Genomic DNA, 16712 nt, shown 5'->3' on the forward strand with positions numbered 1-16712 from the left:
GAGCCGTCCGCGACCAGCGCGTCCTCGCTTGACCCGCCCGTGGCTCCGCCGGCAGCCGCGCGTCGCTCGAACCGACGCGCCGCATCAGACCGGTCCGCCACGCGCCGTGCAAGCCCCGCGCCCACTGTCGCCGGCACGTTTGTGTCTCGCCACACGAATCTACATACTTGGAGATATCACCATGCGTTTGATCCTGTTGGGCGCGCCCGGCGCGGGAAAGGGCACCCAGGCAAACTTCATCAAGGAAAAATTCGGCATCCCGCAAATCTCGACGGGCGACATGCTGCGCGCGGCCGTTAAGGCCGGCACGCCGCTCGGCGTCGAGGCGAAGGGCTACATGGACGCCGGCAAGCTCGTGCCGGACGCGCTGATCATCGGCCTCGTGAAGGAGCGCCTGATGGAACCCGACTGCGCGAACGGCTATCTGTTCGACGGTTTCCCGCGCACGATCGCGCAGGCTGACGCGATGAAGGAAGCCGGCGTCGCGATCGACTACGTGCTCGAGATCGACGTCCCGTTCTCGGAAATCGTCGAGCGCATGAGCGGCCGCCGCACGCACCCGGCATCGGGCCGCACGTATCACGTCAAGTTCAATCCGCCGAAGGTCGAAGGTCTCGACGACGTGACGGGCGAACCGCTGATCCAGCGCGACGACGACAAGGAAGAAACGGTCAAGAAGCGTCTCGAAGTGTACGAAGCGCAGACCAAGCCGCTGATCACGTACTACGGCGACTGGGCGCAGCGCGGCGAGGAAAACGGTCTGAAGGCGCCGCAGTATCGCAAGATCTCGGGCCTCGGCACCGTCGACGAAATCCGCGAGCGCGCGTTTGACGCACTGAAGTAAGCCGCGCGTCGCGCACTGGCAGGCCGCCCGTTCCGGGCGGCTTTTTTTTGCCTGCGCGCGATTTGCACGACCGGGCGCGTGTCGCCACCGCACGAATCCGATGCTCGGCGGCGAAGTGATTCGCGTCGACGGTGTGATCCGGATGCAGCCGAAGTCAACGCACGCGCGCAAGAAAAACGCCCGCGGTGCGGGCGTCATTGTCGCGTACCGGAGCCGGTGCGGTGGTCGCTCAATCCTCGCCGTCGCGCTGCATCCGCTGCCGCAATTCGCTGACCTGCGACTCGACGACGGTCGCGTCTTCCGCCTCCGGACGCTCGCCGAGATACTGCTCGAGATCCTCGAGCGCGGGACGCAGGTAGTCGAGCCGCGCATACGCGAAGCCGCGGTCGCGCACCTCGTCGAGCTGCTCGGGCAACAGGATCACGAGCCGCTGCTGCACCGCGAGCAGCCGCTGCCAGCGTTCCGTCTGCAGATAGATCGTCTTCAGGTTGCGCAGCATCCGCGCGATGATCTCGCGGCTCGTCGCGGGCTGCAGCAGTGCGCGCAACGCGCTGTCGACGGCGCCGGCCGCGCGCGCGACGTACGGCTCCAGCATCTCGACCATCTCGGCCTCGGACAGCGAATGGCCGTTGGTCGGATCGATGATCAGGTCGCCGTCCGGCAGCGTCACGCGCAGCAGGAAATGGCCGGGAAACGATACGCCGCGCGCCGGCACGCCGATCTGCTCGGCGAGCTCCAGATACAGCACCGACAGCGAGATCGGAATCCCGCGCCGCCGTTTCAGCACGGCATTCAGGTGGCTGTTATCGGGGTCGTAGTAATCGTTGTGATTGCACGCGAAGCCGAGCTCGCGGAAGAAGAAGTCGTTCAGCGCGGCGACGCGGCCCTTCAGGTCCGCATCGTCGGCGAGCCGCCGGCGCAGCCGCGCCGCCAGCATGTCGAGTTCGGCCAGCGTGCCTTGCAGGTCGAGGTCGGGATACGCGTCCTGCGCCAGCGACAGCGCGGCTTCCGTGACGGGCAGACTGTCGTCGTCCGCCACGAGCGTGCTGAAGTAGTCGAGGACGCGGGTCATTGCGGTCGTCACTTGGCGCGCCTTCTGAAGTAAGCGTATTTGAAGCCCATCACCCACAACATACCGAAATATAGTGCAGCAAACAGCACGAGGCACGCAGCCATCAGCGCGATGCGATCGAGCGGCTGCGCGCGCATGCCCGTCCAGTCGAAACTGATCGCGCACCAGTGCATCAGGCCCGCGAGCACGAGCGCCGCGCCGACGAGCTGCACGAAGAAGCGCAGCCAGCCCGGCGACGGCTGGTAGATGCCGCGCTTGCGCAGCCCGAGGAACAGCAGCAGCGAATTCAGGCACGCGCCGACGCCGATGCTCAGCGTGAGGCCCGCGTGGCCGATCAGCGGCACGAACACGTAGTTCGAGAGTTGCGTGACGATCAGCACGCCGACCGCGATCTTCACGGGCGTCTTGATGTCCTGCTTCGCATAGAAGCCCGGCGCGAGGATCTTGATCAGGATGATGCCGACGAGGCCGATTCCGTAGGTCGCGAGCGCGCGCGCGACCATCGTGACGGTATGCGCGTCGAACTTGCCGTAGTTGAACAGCGTCGCGGTGAGCGGCGTCGCGAAGAAGAACAGCGCGAGCGCACTCGGCGCCGCGAGCAGGAACGTGACGCGCAGCCCCCAGTCGAGCAGCGCCGAATATTCGTGCGAATCGGCGTCGACGTGCGCCTTCGACAGGCTCGGCAGCAGGATCGTGCCGAGCGCGACGCCGAGCAGCGCGGTCGGGAATTCCATCAGGCGGTCGGCATAATTGATCCACGACACGGCGCCCTGCCCGAGCCGCGACGCGATGTTGGTGTTGATGATCAGCGACAATTGCGCGACGGACACCGCGAACGTCGCGGGCACCATCTTCGCCAGCACGCGCTTCACGCCCGGATGACGCAGCGCGCGCAGCGGGTTGACGCCGATCAGCGGCACCATGTCGATCTTCTTCAGGCCCGGCAACTGCACGAGAAACTGCAGCACACCGCCGACGATGACGGCCCACGCGAGCGCGTAGACCGGCACCTTCAGGTGCGGCGCGACGAACACGGCCGCGGCGATGAACGCGACGTTGAGCAGCACCGGCGCGAACGCGGGCAGCGAGAAGCTCTTGTACGTGTTCAGCACGCCCGACGCGAGCGTCGTCAGCGAAATGAACACGATGTACGGGAACATGATCCGCGTCATCGTGACCGCGAGCGGGAACGCCTGGCCGTCGCCGTGCAGGCCGGACGCGACCGCGAACACGACCCACGACGCGCCGGCGATGCCGACGACCGACAGCACGGCCAGCGCCCACGCGAGCACGGTGGACATCGCGTCGACGAGCGCCTTCGTCGCATCGTGCCCCTGCTGGTTCTTGAACTCGGCGAGGATCGGCACGAACGCCTGCGAGAACGCGCCTTCGGCGGACAGGCGGCGCAGCAGGTTCGGAATACGGAAGGCGACGTAGAACGCGTCGGTGTATTGACTGGCGCCGAACGCACGGGCGATCAGCGTCTCGCGGGCCAGTCCGGTCACGCGCGACAGCAGCGTGAAGCCGCTGACCGTCAGCAGGGCTCGGAATAGATTCATGGGGCGCTTATTATACGGACGTTGCGCGACCCGGCCATCGCCGATGCCGAAAAGCACGGCCGCCGCCCGCGGCCCGCCCGGCGAGCGTTACGTCGAACTTGCCGCTCGCTTGATTTTGTTGCTATAATCGCCGGTTTCTGGGCTCGTACATGCACGGCAACTGCCGTTTTCATGTCCCGGCCTCGGTTAAAATCACCGTTTTTTATGCGTCCCTGGGCAATCGTTCTCAGGGGACGGATCGAAAAGCAGCGCTTGGCCGTCAGGCTCCAAGCTCTGGAAACAGGACAGGATAAGGAACCGTCATGGCTAACTCCGCACAAGCACGCAAGCGCGCCCGCCAGGCCGCGAAGGCAAACTCGCACAACTCGGCGCTGCGCTCGAAATTCCGTACCGCGATCAAGTCGGTTCGCAAGGCTGTTGAAGCCGGCGACCAGGCAAAGGCTGCCGAGCTGTTCAAGGCTGCCGTGAAGACGATCGACACGATCGCCGACAAGAAGATCGTTCACAAGAACAAGGCCGCTCGCAGCAAGAGCCGCCTGGCCGCAGCCGTCAAGGGTCTGCAGGCAGCAGCGTAAATCCGGTGCGCCCGCGCGAGCGGGCGCTCCTGTTTCCTGCGATCACGAAAAAGCCCGCCTAGGCGGGCTTTTTTGTTGCCTGCCGCCGGCGCATCGGGCGGCGGCAGGATTTGCCCGGGCTGGCGCAGCTCGCGCCCTCGCCCGCCGGCATCACACTCACTTCTTCGCGCCGTAGTCCGGCAGTTCGCACGCCTCGGTCACGACGAGGTTGTTGTCCTTCGCGAAATTCAGCACGAAATCGAAAGCCATCGGCTCGATGTCGCGCAACCGCGAATCGAGGATCACGCATTTCAGGTCGCCGAGCATCGTCGGGCGCACGTACAGCGAATACTTGAGACGCGCATTCGGCCCGCTCGCCCCCGGCCCGAAGCAGGCCATCACACCGGCCAGACGTTCCGACCAGTCGCTCGGGCGAAACTTTTTCCCGTCTTTCGTGATGCCCTGGATGAAGAATTCGGTCGGAGGGGTTTCAGCCATGTGGTTACCCAAGTGACGGCCCGGCGATGCCCCAGGCAACGGCGCCTGGATACGCGAACACAAAGCTGGAGTGGCAAGCGGCACAAGCGTTCCGATATCCCGAAAACGGGGCGTCGATGTGCGCCGCCGGTGGACTGCACCGGATTTGTGCAGCGCACGGCTTGTGTCCGGCAGAGCGCGAAAAGCCTTGCCTGCCGGGCTGGAGAAAACTTTTGGATTATACCGCAGCGCGCCATCGCGCGTCGTCCCGACGCCCGTCTACCCGCACCGCCGGCCACGCGCGGCGACGCTGCCCCGCGTCGCGTCGCGGCTCGTCAAAGCACGGAAAATCCTTTATGCTGCTTTGAGTTATCCACACCCGACGGCGGCGCCGTCCGGCCTCGCTGCCGGGTGAGACCCGCCGTATTTCGTTTCATGACCGCCAAAACCATTCGTCACTACCTGCAGTTCAAGGATTTCTCGCTGGAAGACTACGAGTACGTGCTCGAACGCACGGGTATCCTGAAGCGCAAGTTCAAGAACTACGAGACCTATCACCCGCTGCACGACCGCACGCTCGCGATGATCTTCGAGAAGAGCTCGACGCGCACGCGCCTGTCGTTCGAGGCCGGGATCTTCCAGCTCGGCGGCCACGCCGTGTTCATGAGCACGCGCGACACGCAGCTCGGCCGCGGCGAGCCCGTCGAGGATTCCGCGCAGGTCATCTCGCGGATGGTCGACATCATCATGATCCGCACGTTCGAGCAGGACGTGATCACGCGCTTCGCGCAGAATTCCCGCGTGCCGGTGATCAACGGCCTGACGAACGAATACCACCCGTGCCAGGTGCTCGCCGACATCTTCACGTACTACGAGCACCGCGGCCCGATCGCCGGCAAGACCGTCGCGTGGGTCGGCGACGCGAACAACATGCTCTACACGTGGATCGAAGCCGCGCAGATCCTCGGCTTCAAGCTGCGCCTGTCCACCCCGCCGGGCTATGCGCTCGACATGAAGCTCGTGTCGCCCGACAGCGCACCGTTCTACGAGGTGTTCGACGATCCGAACGAAGCGTGCAAGGGCGCCGATCTCGTGACGACCGACGTCTGGACGAGCATGGGTTTCGAGGCCGAGAACGAAGCGCGCAAGCAGGCATTCGCCGACTGGTGCGTCGACGAGGAAATGATGGGCCATGCGAATCCGGATGCGCTCTTCATGCACTGCCTGCCCGCGCACCGCGGCGAGGAAGTGACGGCCGGCGTGATCGACGGCCCGCAGAGCGTCGTGTGGGACGAAGCGGAAAACCGCCTGCACGTGCAGAAGGCGCTGATGGAGTTCCTGCTGCTCGGCCGTCTGAAGCACTGATGCGCGGCAGCGCACACGCGTAAAAAAGCGCCGGTCGACGATCGGCGCTTTTCGTTTGGGTGCGCCGAAACCGGCGCGCGCTGCGTTACAGGCAGACCGGTTCCGCCTCCAGCTCGACGCCGAACCGCGCGCGCACGTCGGCCTGGATCGCCCGCGCCAGCGCGAGCACGTCGGCGCCCGTCGCGCCGCCGCGATTGACGAGCACGAGCGCCTGGCGGTCGTGCACGGCCGCCGCACCGAGCGCGCGCCCCTTCCAGCCGCAGCGGTCGATCAGCCAGCCGGCCGCGAGCTTCACGTGGCCGTCCGGCTGCGGATAGGACACGACGTCGGGCACGCGCGCACGCAGCGCGTCGAACTGCGCGGCGTCGATCACCGGATTCTTGAAGAAACTGCCCGCATTGCCGAGCACCAGCGGATCGGGCAGCTTCGCGCGGCGGATCGCGACGACCGCATCGAACACGTCGCGCGGCGTCGCCGCGTCGGGCGCGATGCCGCGCGCGTCGAGCTCGCGCGTGACGTCCGCGTAGCCGAGCCGCGGCGTCCATTGCTTCGGCAGCCGGAACGTCACCGCGACGATCGCGAACCGGCCGCGCCCGTCCCGCTTGAAGAAGCTGTCGCGGTAACCGAACGCGCAGCGCGCGGCGTCGAAACGCTCGCGGCGCCCCGTCGCCAGCTCGACCGCGACCAGCGAATCGAAGTACGCCTTCATCTCGAGGCCGTATGCGCCGATGTTCTGGATCGGCGCGGCGCCGACGGTACCCGGGATCAGCGCGAGATTCTCGAGGCCCGGCATCCCGTGCTCGAGCGTCCACGCGACGAATGCGTGCCAGTTCTCGCCGCCGCCGGCCTCGACGTACCACGCATCGCCGTCCTCGCGCACGACGCGGCGGCCCGCGATCTCGTCGAGCAGCACGACGCCGTCGAAATCGCGCGTGAACACGATATTGCTGCCGCCGCCGAGCACCAGCTGCGGCAGGCTCGCGACTCGCGGGTCGCGATGCAGCGCCTCGAACTGCGCCGCGTGCGTGATGTGCGCGGCGAAGCGCGTGCGCGCGGCGATGCCGAACGTGTTGTGCGCGGCGAGCGGATGGTCGGGAAGCAGCGACAGGGCGGAATCGTCAGGGGGCATCGGCATTCGCGGTCGCGTCGGCCCGGGCGGCGCAGGGCCGGCCTTGGGCAAACGCAGGGGCATCGGTAAAATGGCAAACAGTCCGCAATTATAGCGAGTGCCCGCGCGCGAGCCGGGCGCCCGCATCTCAAGGGAGAATGCCATGCCATCGTTCGACGTCGTTTCCGAAGCGAACATGATCGAAGTGAAGAACGCCATCGAGCAGTCGAACAAGGAAATCTCGACGCGCTTCGACTTCAAGGGCTCCGACGCACGCGTCGAGCAGAAGGAACGCGAGCTGACGCTGTTCGCCGACGACGATTTCAAGCTCGGCCAGGTCAAGGACGTGCTGATCGGCAAGCTGGCCAAGCGCAACGTCGACGTACGCTTCCTCGACTACGGCAAGGTCGAGAAGATCGGCGGCGACAAGGTCAAGCAGATCGTCACCGTGAAGAAAGGCGTGACGGGCGACCTCGCGAAGAAGATCGTGCGCCTCGTGAAGGACAGCAAGATCAAGGTGCAGGCGAGCATCCAGGGCGACGCGGTGCGCATCTCGGGCGCGAAGCGCGACGACCTGCAGAGCACGATCGCGATGCTGCGCAAGGACGTGACCGACACGCCGCTCGACTTCAACAACTTCCGCGACTGACCGGCCACCGGCCCGTCGCGTCATCCGGCCGGGCCCCGCATACGCGGCGCGCCCGGCGCGCGGCCCGCGCCGCGCGTTCTCAGGCTTTTCCGCCGTCCTGCGCGCCGCCGTCCGCGGCCGCCTTCTTCTTGTCGCCGATCCGGCTCTCCTGCCCCGCGAGCAGCTTCGAAATGTTGCCGCGGTGACGCCACACGAGCAGCACGCTCATCGCGAGCACGGCCCAGGCGACCGGGTTGTGGCCCGGCATGCCGAACAGGAACACGTCGAACACCGGCGCGAACACGGCCGCGACCAGCGCCGCGAGCGACGAATAGCGGAAGAAGAATGCGACGATCAGCCAGGTCAGCGCGGTCGCGAGCCCGAGCACCGGGTGCACGGCAAGCAGCACGCCGGCCGCGGTCGCGACGCCCTTGCCGCCCTGGAAGCGGAAGAACACCGGGTACAGGTGGCCGAGGAACACGGCGATCGCGACCCACGCGATCGCGACGTCGGGCAGGCCGAAGCGACGGGCGAGCCAGACGGCGATCCAGCCCTTGAACGCGTCGCCGACGAGCGTCAGGATCGCGGCCTTCTTGTTGCCGCTGCGCAGCACGTTGGTCGCGCCGGGGTTCTTCGACCCGTACGAACGCGGGTCGGCCAGGCCCATCACGGAACTGACGACGACGGCGAACGACACCGAACCGATCAGGTAGGCAACGAGGGCGGCGAGCAGGATCTGCATGCGGAGGACTCTTCTTTCAACGTATCGGGAAAGGGACGGCCGTGCGCGGCAAGCCGGCAGGCCGAAACGGCGCCCATTCTACCGAACGGGCGCGAGGTGCCACGAAGGTGAAACCCTCAGTCGACGCTCGCGCATTGCACGGGCTGCGCGCCGAGCAGCGACGTGAGCACCGCCGGCGCGAGGCTGACGAGGTAGCCGCGCCGGCCGCCGTTCAGATAGATCGTCGGCAATTCGAGGATCGTCGCCTCTACGTAGACGGGCATCGTCTTGCGCGTGCCGAACGGCGACGTGCCGCCGACGAGATAGCCCGAATGGCGGTTCGCGACCTCGGGCTTGCATGGCTCGACGCGCTTCGCGCCGATCTGCCGCGCGAGATTCTTCGTCGACACGGTGCGGTCGCCGTGCATCAGCACGATCAGCGGCTTCGCGTGTTCGTCTTCCATTACGAGCGTCTTCACGACGCTGTGCTCGTCGACGCCGAGCTGGCGCGCCGATTCGCCGGTGCCGCCGTGCTCGACGTATTCGTACGGATGCTCGCCGAATGCGACGCCATGACGGCGCAGCAGCTGGGTCGCGGGGGTTTCGGACACGTGTCTGGATTTGCTCATGGCGGCATTTTAATGGCGAACGATGGGCGGGCGCGCAATGGCGTGCCCGCGCCGACGGTATACTCGCGGCCCGTTTTCCGCCGGCCCGCCGCATCGCCGTCGCGATTGCGCCCATCATCGTTGCGAACTTCGTGAAGCGCTATTGTCCGATTGGCCGATTGTCGCGCACGCGCCGCCATGGCACGATCGTTCGCAAATATCGTCGGCCGCCGCCGGCCCGTCATCTGGAGACGCCATGTCCTCGCCCATCCGTGCATCCGAATCGCTCGACGTCGATGCGCTGCTCGCCGCGCTGCCGCGTCGGATTGCCGACGTGCCGGCGCACCGGGCCGCGCAGTCGCCCGCGCATCCGGCGCTGATCGAGGATGCGCGCCGGCTGTCGTACGGCGAGCTGGCGCAGGCCGTCGACGCGGCGGCCGCGCGGCTGGCGGGCCTCGGCGTGCAAGGCGGCGACCGCGTGATGATCGTCGCGGAAAACTGCGTCGCGCAGATCGTGCTGCTGTTCGCGGCCGCGCGCATCGACGCCTGGGCGCTGGTGTCGAACGCGCGGTTGTCGGCCGCCGAGCTCGATGCGATCGCCGCGCACGCGCGGCCGAAGCTGATCGCGTTCACGAGCGACGCATCGGCCGATGCGCGCGCCCATGCCGGGCGGCTCGGGGCGACGCCCGCCGGTGCGCTGCCGGTCGACATCGGTGCGTGGTCGTATCGGGTCGATGCGGGCGCGCCGGCCGAACCGGTGGCCGCCGACGGCGCCGCGCAATGCGCGGCGCTGATCTACACGACCGGCACGACCGGTACGCCGAAAGGCGTGATGCTGTCGCACCGCAACCTGCTGTTCATCGCGGCGACGTCGAGCATGCTGCGCCGCGTGTCGCCCGACGACGTCGTCTACACGGTGCTGCCCGTGTCGCACGTGTACGGGCTCGCGTCGGTGTGCCTGGGCAGCCTCTACGCAGGCGCGACGCTGCGGCTCGCGCCGCGCTTCTCGCCGGAAGCCGTCCGCATCGCGCTCGCCGACGAAGGCGTCACGATCTTCCAGGGCGTGCCGGCGATGCACGCGAAGCTGCTCGAACACGTGCACACGCACGGCCATGCCTGGCGCGCGCCGCGGCTGCGCTTCGCGTATTCGGGCGGCTCGCCGCTCGATGCGAATCTGAAGGCGCGCGTCGAGCGCCTGTACGGCGTGCCGCTGCACAACGGATACGGGATGACCGAAAGCAGCCCGACGATCACGCAGACGCCGCTCGACGCGCCGCGCACGGACAGCTCGGTCGGCGTACCGATTCCGGGCGTCGACATGCGGATCGTCGCGCCGGACGGCACCGACGTGCCGCCGGGCGAAGTCGGCGAGATTCGCGTGCGCGGGCCGAACGTGATGCTCGGCTACTACCGCAACGCGGACGCGACGCGCGCGGCCGTGTCGCCGGACGGCTGGCTGAGCACCGGCGATCTCGCGCGGCAGGGCGCGGACGGCGCGGTGACGATCGTGGGCCGCAGCAAGGAGCTGATCATCCGCTCGGGCTTCAACGTGTATCCGGTCGAGGTCGAGCAGGTGCTGAACGCGCATCCGGACGTCGTGCAGGCGGCCGTGATCGGCCGGGCGATCGACGGCAACGAGGAAGTGCTCGCGTTCGTCGAGCTGGTGCCGGGCGCGGCAGCGGACGAGGCGGCATTGCATGCGTGGTGCGCGGAGCGGCTCACGGCTTACAAACGCCCCGCGCACATCCGCGTGCTCGATGCGCTGCCGGCCGCATCGACCGGCAAGGTGCTCAAGCACCGGCTGCGCGAGCTGGTCTGACGCAGCCGCCGCGCGCATCGCGGGTTCGGGTCGCAGCCCGCGCCGCGCGTCACCCGCGCGGGTGGTGCTCCGCATGCAGCGTTTTCAGCCGCTCGCGCGCGACGTGCGTATAGATCTGCGTGGTCGAGATGTCGCTGTGGCCGAGCAGCAATTGCACGACGCGCAGGTCGGCGCCGTGATTCAGCAGGTGCGTCGCGAACGCGTGCCGCAGCGTGTGCGGCGACAGGTGCGCGCGCACGTCGGCCTGCTGCGCGTGACGCTTGATGATGTTCCAGAACTGCTGGCGCGTCATCCCGTCGCCGCGCGCGGTCACGAACAGCGCGTCGGCCGCGCGCGCGCCGAGCAATGCCGGCCGCGCGTCGCGCAGGTAGCGTTCGATCCAGCCGTGCGCGACTTCGCCGAACGGCACGAGCCGCTCCTTCGAGCCCTTGCCCATCACCCGCACGACGCCTTCGTTGAGGCCGACCTCGACCGTCTTCAGCGTCACGAGTTCGCTCACGCGCAGCCCGCTCGCGTACATCAGCTCCAGCATCGTGCGATCGCGCAGGCCGAGCGGCGTGCCGATGTCGGGCGCGCCGAGCAGCGCCTCGACCTGCGCCTCGGACAACGTCGACGGGAACCGCGCGCCCTGTTTCGCGGACGTGATCCGCAGCGTCGGGTCGGCGCTCGCGCGATGCTCGCGCACGGCCCAGCCGTAATAGCGACGAAATACGGACAGCCGCCGGTTCGACGACGTCGCCTTGCCGTCGCTGCGTGCGGCGATGTAGCCCGTCACCATCGCCTCGTCGGCCGCGTCGAGCGGCGCGTCGTGCGTCGCGGCCAGCCACTGGGAAAACAGCACCAGATCGCGCCGGTATGCGTCGAGCGTGTTGCGCGCGAGCCCGTGTTCGAGCCACAGCGCATCGCAGAACACGTCGATCGACGCACGGCTCGCGAGCAGCGCGGGCGATGCCGCGGCGGTGTCGGCGTCGGCCGCGGGGGAAATCATCGGTTCGCTCATCGGTATGGCACGCCCTCGTGCGCGAGCAGCCAGCGCTTCACTCGCTGGTAATAGCCGTTGCCGTCGTGGTTCGCGAACCCGCCGAGGCCGCCCGCCGCGACGACGCGATGGCACGGAATCACGAGCGGGAAGTAGTTCGCGCCGCACGCCTGGCCGACCGCGCGCGGCGCGCTGCCGATCCGCTTCGCGACCTGGCCGTAGGTCAGCACCGTCCCGGGCGGGATGTCGCTGATCACGTCCCACACGCGATGCTGGAATGCGCTGCCGACGTCGGCGAGCGGCAGGTCGAAGCGCGCGGACGCGCGCTCGAAATAACGTTCGATCTGCTGGACCGCGCGCTTCGCGAGCGCCGAATCCGGTTCGACCGCCTTCATCGACTCGGGCAGATAGACGATCTCGCGCACCACCGCGGCATCCGTGCGGATGCCGACCTTGCCGAACGGCGCGTCGATCACTGCGTTGAACATTGCCTTCTCCTGACCGGGGGATGCGCGCGGCCCTGCCCGCGCGCCGACGACACTTTACGCCGCCTTCACGCGGCTCGCAGCGCCCATTCGACATGCTCGCGCACGACCGGCGACGGATCGTCGGCCCGCGCGCGCAGCGCGGCGACGATCGCGTCGCGCGCCGCCGGCGAGAGCCGGTCCGCGCCCGCGCGCAGCGCATTGCCGAGCCCGACCGCGAGATTGCGCAGCCAGCTTTCGTAGCCGATGCGCCGGATCGCGCTGCCCTGCATCCGCGTATCGAACGTGCCCGCGTCCCACGCGAACAGCTCGACGAGCGTCGCGCGGTCGAGGCCGTGCCGCACGTCGAAATCGGCGACGGGCGCGGCCTGCGCGAACTTGTTCCACGGACACACGAGCTGGCAGTCGTCGCAGCCGTACACGCGATTGCCGATCAGCGGCCGCAGCGGCTCGGGGATGCTGCCTTTCAGTTCGATCGTCAGGTACGAGATGCAGCGGCGCGCATCGACGCGGTACGGCTCGACGATCGCGCCGGTCGGGCACGCGTCGATACAGCGCGTGCAACTGCCGCAGTGCGCGCCGGGCGTCTCGGGCGCGGTGTCGGGCGACGTGCGCGCGTCGGTCGGCAGCGGCAGGTCGACGTAGATCTCGCCGAGAAAGAACAGCGAGCCGGCATCGCGCTGCAGCAGCAGCGTGTGCTTGCCGCGCCAGCCGACCCCGGCCTTCTGCGCGAGTTCGACTTCGAGCACGGGCGCCGAATCGGTGAACACGCGATAGCCGAACCCGCCGATCTCGTGCTCGATGCGCTCCGCGAGCGTCTGCAGCCGGTTGCGCAGCACCTTGTGATAATCGCGGCCGCGCGCATAGATCGACACGACCGCCGCCTGCGGATCGTCGAGCCGTGCGCGTTCGCGCGTGCGCCAATCGTGCGGCACGAGCGCGCCGGGCTCGTCGTCAGCCAGCGTTTGGGCCGGTAAATAGGCGAGCCGCACGGAGATCACGCGTCGCGTACCGGCCACAAGTTCGGCCGGCCGCGCGCGTTTCATCCCATGTTTCGCCATATAATCCATTTCGCCGTGGTAACCGGCTTCCAGCCAGGCGGCGAGGCCTGCTTCGGCATCCGAGAGATCGGTGTCGCTGATGCCGATCGCCCCGAAACCCAATTCGCGCCCCCACGCCCTGATGCGAGCGGCGAGCGCAGTCAACGCCGCATCGTCGAGCGCGCACGGCGCCGCGCCTTCGGCACGAGTCGAAGGCCTGTCGGATGCGGCGCGTTCCGGTAGTCGGTTCATCGCACTATTTTACGAGAATGCCAGCCACGCCCAGCCAACCGCCTCACGCCATGCTGCCCGCCCCGCTCGCGGAGCGCGTGATCGCGCTCGCCGACGAAGCGGCAACCGAGGCCTTCGGCACCCGCTTCGCGCACGCGCTCGACGCCGCGCGCATCGCGCTCGACCGCGCCCACGCGTTCGACGGGCTGCAGATCCAGCTGGTCGGCGATCTCGGCGCGGGCAAGACGACCCTCGTGCGCGCGATCCTGCGCGGCCTCGGCCACCAGGGGCGCGTGCGCAGCCCGACCTATACGCTCGTCGAGCCGTACGCGCTCGAACGCAGCGACGGGGAACTCGAGGTCTATCACTTCGATCTGTATCGATTCAACGATCCGGCCGAATGGTCGGACGCAGGCTTTCGCGAGTATTTCAATTCCAGCGCGATCTGCCTCGTCGAATGGCCGCAACAGGCGGGCGCCCTGCTCGGCGTGCCCGATCTGGTTTTCTCGCTCGACGTGGACGGCGACGGCCGCGTCCTCACCGTCCGGGCGTACAGCGCTTCAGGAAACGCATGTCTCGAAAGATGTTGATCAAACCGTTCCGCTCGATCGAATCGGCGGCCACCGCGACGCACAACTGGCGGCGCCGTCAGATCCTGCGCGCGGGGGCGTCGACGCTGGTGCTCGGTCTCGTCGCGCCGCGGCTCGCGCACGCGTCGTCGGTGCTCGGCGTGCGCGTGTGGCCCGCACGCGACTACACGCGCGTCACGATCGAATCCGACCAGCCGCTGCAGAATAGCCAACAACTGCTGCAGGGTCCCGACCGTCTCGTCGTCGACCTGAGCGGCCTCGATCTCGACCAGGCGCTGCGCGACCTCGTCTCGAAGATCGCGCCGAACGATCCGCAGATCCAGTCGGTGCGCGTCGGCCAGTATCAGCCACACGTCGTGCGGATGGTGTTCGACCTGAAAGGCTCGGTGAAGCCGCAGGTGTTCACGCTGCCGCCCGTCGGCACGTACAAGTACCGGCTCGTGTTCGACCTGTACCCGGCCGTCGCGCCCGATCCGCTGTCCGACCTGATCGCGCAGACGGAACGCAAGGAACAGGCGCTCAACGACACCGCGCGCGCGCAGCAGATGCAGCCGCCGTCCACGCTGGCCGGCCCGGGCACCCCGCCGCCCGCCGCCGGCGACAACAGCGACGCATTCTTCCAGCGTTTCGCACAGAACACGCCGGCCGCGCCGCACACGCCGCCGGCCGCCGGCACGCCGTCGACGCCCGCGAAGCCAGCCGTCAAGCCGCCGCCCGTCATCGCGCGCCGCGACGACAGCGACGACGACGGCGACACCTACAAGTTCACCGCGCCGAAATCGGGCAAGGGCGGCACCGTGCGCCTGCTGACGGTCGCGATCGACCCGGGCCACGGCGGCGAGGATCCGGGCGCGATCGGCGGCAACGGCACGTACGAGAAGCACATCGCGCTCGACATCGCGAAGAAGCTGCGCGCGAAGATCGACGCCGCACCGAACATGCGCGCGATGATGACGCGCGACGCCGATTTCTTCGTGCCGCTGAACGTGCGCGTGCAGAAGGCGCGCCGCGTCGGCGCGGATCTGTTCGTGTCGATCCACGCGGACGCGTTCACGACGCCGTCCGCGCGCGGCTCGTCGGTGTTCGCGCTGTCCGACCACGGCGCATCGAGCGCCGCGGCGCGCTGGCTCGCGAACAAGGAAAACTCGTCCGACCTGATCGGCGGCATCAACATCAAGACCCAGGACGCGGCAGTCAGCCGCGCGCTGTTCGACATGTCGACGACCGCGCAGATCCGCGATTCGCTGCGCTACGGCAACTACGTGCTGAAGGAAGTGGGCGGCATCAACAAGCTGCACAAGGGCTCGGTCGAGCAGGCCGGGTTCGCGGTGCTGAAGGCGCCCGACATCCCGTCGATCCTCGTCGAGACCGCGTTCATCAGCAACCCGGACGAAGAGCGCCGGCTCAACGACGACAGCTATCGCGACGAGATGGCAGACGCGATCTTCCGCGGCATCAAGCGCTACTTCGCCGCGAATCCGCCGCTCGCGAAGAGCCGGATGGCCTGAGCGCCATCCGTTCCCTGCCGCCGGCACGCGGCGCGTGCCGGCGCGTCACGACGATGCCGCGAAGCGGCTCAGCAGTTTCCCGCCGAACACGTTCACCGCGAGCCCGCCCATCACGAGCGCGGCGCCGATCAGCTGCGCTTGCGTCAGATGCTCGTCGAGCAGCAGCGCCGACGACGCGAGCCCGACGATCGGCACCAGCAGCGAGAACTGCGCGACCTGCGCGGCCGGATAGCGCGACAGCAGGCGGCTCCACAGCCCGTAGCCGAGCAGCGTCGCGACGAACGCCAGATAGACGACCGCGAAGATCGACGCGCCGTCGAGCCCGGCGAGCGCGGTCGCGATCCGCCGCGGCCCCTCGAACCACAGCGACAGCAGGAAGAACGGCACGGGCGGCACGAGGCTCGCCCACACGACGAGCGACACGAGGTTCGCCTTCCCGACCTTCTTCGTGACGATATTGCCGAAGGCCCACATCGCGGCCGAGCAGATCGTCAGCAGGAAGCCCGCGAGCGTCATCGCACGGCCGCCCTGCGCGGCGATCACGACGAGGCCGCCCGCGGCGATCGCGAGCCCGATCAGGTTCTGCACGCGCAGCCGCTCGCCGAGGAACAGCATCGCGAACACCAGCGTGAAGAACGCCTGCGACTGCAGCACGAGCGACGCGAGGCCGGCCGGCATGCCGACGTACATGCCGGTGAACAGGAACACGAACTGGCCAAGCTGGATCGTCGCGCCGTACAGCACCAGCAGCCGCCACGAAATCTGCGGCCGGCGCACGAAGAAGACCGCCGGCACGGCCGCGAGCGTGAAGCGCAGCGCGCCGAGCAGCATCGGCGGCATGCCATGCAGGCCGACCTTGATCACGACGAAGTTCACGCCCCACGCCAGAATCACGACCAGCGCGAGCAGCAGATCCTTCGGGGCCATCATCGGCGTCTCCTCGATTGTCGAATCGTCGTTGTGAAGCCGGTCAGTCTACCGGGTTTCGCCGCCGCGCCGGATACCCGCGCGGCGCGCATGGAATCGGCAGCGGGCGCAGCGGCTCGCGCGACGCGGTGGACACCGCACGATGCGTGCCCGCCACGGCCGCATCGCGCCGCGCGCGTTTCGCGCTGCCCGTCACG

General features: G+C 68.2%; 17 protein-coding genes. 7 read left to right on the plus strand and 10 right to left on the minus strand.

All coding sequences use genetic code 11. The features are described 5' to 3' along the window. Positions 1-181 precede the first annotated feature (181 nt). Positions 182-844 carry an adenylate kinase gene (gene adk, locus LGN10_RS26880; RefSeq protein WP_226225584.1) on the plus strand — a complete coding sequence of 221 codons (663 nt, stop codon included), beginning with the start codon at positions 182-184 and terminating at the stop codon, positions 842-844. Between the two features lie 229 nt (positions 845-1073). On the opposite strand, the gene LGN10_RS26885 is transcribed toward adk, so the two are convergent. Both LGN10_RS26885 and murJ read right to left on the minus strand, forming a co-directional pair. After that, entirely contained in the window at positions 1074-1916 is an 843-nt protein-coding gene (locus LGN10_RS26885; protein WP_060313760.1) for a SirB1 family protein, read from the minus strand. A gap of 8 nt (positions 1917-1924) precedes the next feature. Next, positions 1925-3475: a murein biosynthesis integral membrane protein MurJ gene (gene murJ / locus LGN10_RS26890; RefSeq protein ID WP_059578388.1), complete on the minus strand. Its 1551-nt coding sequence runs from the start codon at positions 3473-3475 to the stop codon at positions 1925-1927. Between the two features lie 302 nt (positions 3476-3777). On the opposite strand from murJ, the gene rpsT reads away from it, so the two are divergent. After that, positions 3778-4050: a 30S ribosomal protein S20 gene (gene rpsT / locus LGN10_RS26895; RefSeq protein WP_006482211.1), complete on the plus strand. Its 273-nt coding sequence runs from the start codon at positions 3778-3780 to the stop codon at positions 4048-4050. Between the two features lie 156 nt (positions 4051-4206). On the opposite strand, the gene LGN10_RS26900 is transcribed toward rpsT, so the two are convergent. Then, complete coding sequence (locus tag LGN10_RS26900) at positions 4207-4527, minus strand: DUF3579 domain-containing protein (RefSeq protein WP_034178852.1); 321 nt, start codon at positions 4525-4527, stop codon at positions 4207-4209. Positions 4528-4941: 414 nt separating this feature from the next. Here LGN10_RS26900 and argF point away from each other — a divergent pair, with 414 nt between their 5' ends. Continuing rightward, positions 4942-5871: an ornithine carbamoyltransferase gene (gene argF / locus LGN10_RS26905; RefSeq protein WP_006482207.1), complete on the plus strand. Its 930-nt coding sequence runs from the start codon at positions 4942-4944 to the stop codon at positions 5869-5871. A gap of 85 nt (positions 5872-5956) precedes the next feature. Here the strand turns inward: argF and murB are convergent, their stop codons facing one another. Continuing rightward, complete coding sequence (gene murB, locus LGN10_RS26910) at positions 5957-7006, minus strand: UDP-N-acetylmuramate dehydrogenase (protein WP_226225585.1); 1050 nt, start codon at positions 7004-7006, stop codon at positions 5957-5959. Between the two features lie 136 nt (positions 7007-7142). On the opposite strand from murB, the gene LGN10_RS26915 reads away from it, so the two are divergent. Next, positions 7143-7628 carry a YajQ family cyclic di-GMP-binding protein gene (locus LGN10_RS26915; RefSeq protein WP_034208219.1) on the plus strand — a complete coding sequence of 162 codons (486 nt, stop codon included), beginning with the start codon at positions 7143-7145 and terminating at the stop codon, positions 7626-7628. 79 nt (positions 7629-7707) lie between these two features. On the opposite strand, the gene plsY is transcribed toward LGN10_RS26915, so the two are convergent. Both plsY and ybaK read right to left on the minus strand, forming a co-directional pair. After that, entirely contained in the window at positions 7708-8349 is a 642-nt protein-coding gene (plsY, locus tag LGN10_RS26920) for a glycerol-3-phosphate 1-O-acyltransferase PlsY (RefSeq protein WP_050017052.1), read from the minus strand. A 116-nt stretch (positions 8350-8465) separates the two neighbouring features. Continuing rightward, positions 8466-8957: a Cys-tRNA(Pro) deacylase gene (ybaK, locus tag LGN10_RS26925; protein ID WP_012329097.1), complete on the minus strand. Its 492-nt coding sequence runs from the start codon at positions 8955-8957 to the stop codon at positions 8466-8468. A gap of 235 nt (positions 8958-9192) precedes the next feature. Here ybaK and LGN10_RS26930 point away from each other — a divergent pair, with 235 nt between their 5' ends. Next, positions 9193-10755 carry a class I adenylate-forming enzyme family protein gene (locus LGN10_RS26930; RefSeq protein WP_226225587.1) on the plus strand — a complete coding sequence of 521 codons (1563 nt, stop codon included), beginning with the start codon at positions 9193-9195 and terminating at the stop codon, positions 10753-10755. Positions 10756-10804: 49 nt separating this feature from the next. Here the strand turns inward: LGN10_RS26930 and xerD are convergent, their stop codons facing one another. From xerD to queG, 3 genes are all read right to left on the minus strand, one after another. Then, a complete protein-coding gene (xerD, locus tag LGN10_RS26935) occupies positions 10805-11755 on the minus strand; it encodes a site-specific tyrosine recombinase XerD (protein ID WP_124659054.1) in 951 nt (316 codons plus the stop codon). Beyond that, positions 11752-12222 carry a methylated-DNA--[protein]-cysteine S-methyltransferase gene (locus LGN10_RS26940; protein ID WP_226225588.1) on the minus strand — a complete coding sequence of 157 codons (471 nt, stop codon included), beginning with the start codon at positions 12220-12222 and terminating at the stop codon, positions 11752-11754. Before LGN10_RS26940 ends, xerD begins: the two co-directional genes overlap by 4 nt. A 65-nt stretch (positions 12223-12287) precedes the next feature. Further along, complete coding sequence (gene queG / locus LGN10_RS26945) at positions 12288-13511, minus strand: tRNA epoxyqueuosine(34) reductase QueG (protein WP_226225590.1); 1224 nt, start codon at positions 13509-13511, stop codon at positions 12288-12290. A 17-nt stretch (positions 13512-13528) separates the two neighbouring features. Between queG and tsaE the strand changes: the two genes are divergently transcribed. Next, entirely contained in the window at positions 13529-14080 is a 552-nt protein-coding gene (tsaE, locus tag LGN10_RS26950; RefSeq protein WP_059578407.1) for a tRNA (adenosine(37)-N6)-threonylcarbamoyltransferase complex ATPase subunit type 1 TsaE, read from the plus strand. Continuing rightward, the gene (locus LGN10_RS26955; RefSeq protein ID WP_060012038.1) at positions 14062-15588 is read left to right on the plus strand and encodes an N-acetylmuramoyl-L-alanine amidase; all 1527 of its coding nucleotides are present in this window, start codon (positions 14062-14064) and stop codon (positions 15586-15588) included. The genes tsaE and LGN10_RS26955 overlap by 19 nt, the downstream gene beginning before the upstream one ends. 45 nt (positions 15589-15633) lie before the next feature. Here the strand turns inward: LGN10_RS26955 and LGN10_RS26960 are convergent, their stop codons facing one another. After that, complete coding sequence (locus tag LGN10_RS26960; RefSeq protein WP_179231749.1) at positions 15634-16515, minus strand: EamA family transporter; 882 nt, start codon at positions 16513-16515, stop codon at positions 15634-15636. Positions 16516-16712: the final 197 nt, after the last annotated feature.

Origin of the sequence: Burkholderia sp. AU32262 (assembly GCF_020419985.1) — a bacterium.
Taxonomy (GTDB): Bacteria; Pseudomonadota; Gammaproteobacteria; order Burkholderiales; family Burkholderiaceae; genus Burkholderia; species Burkholderia semiarida.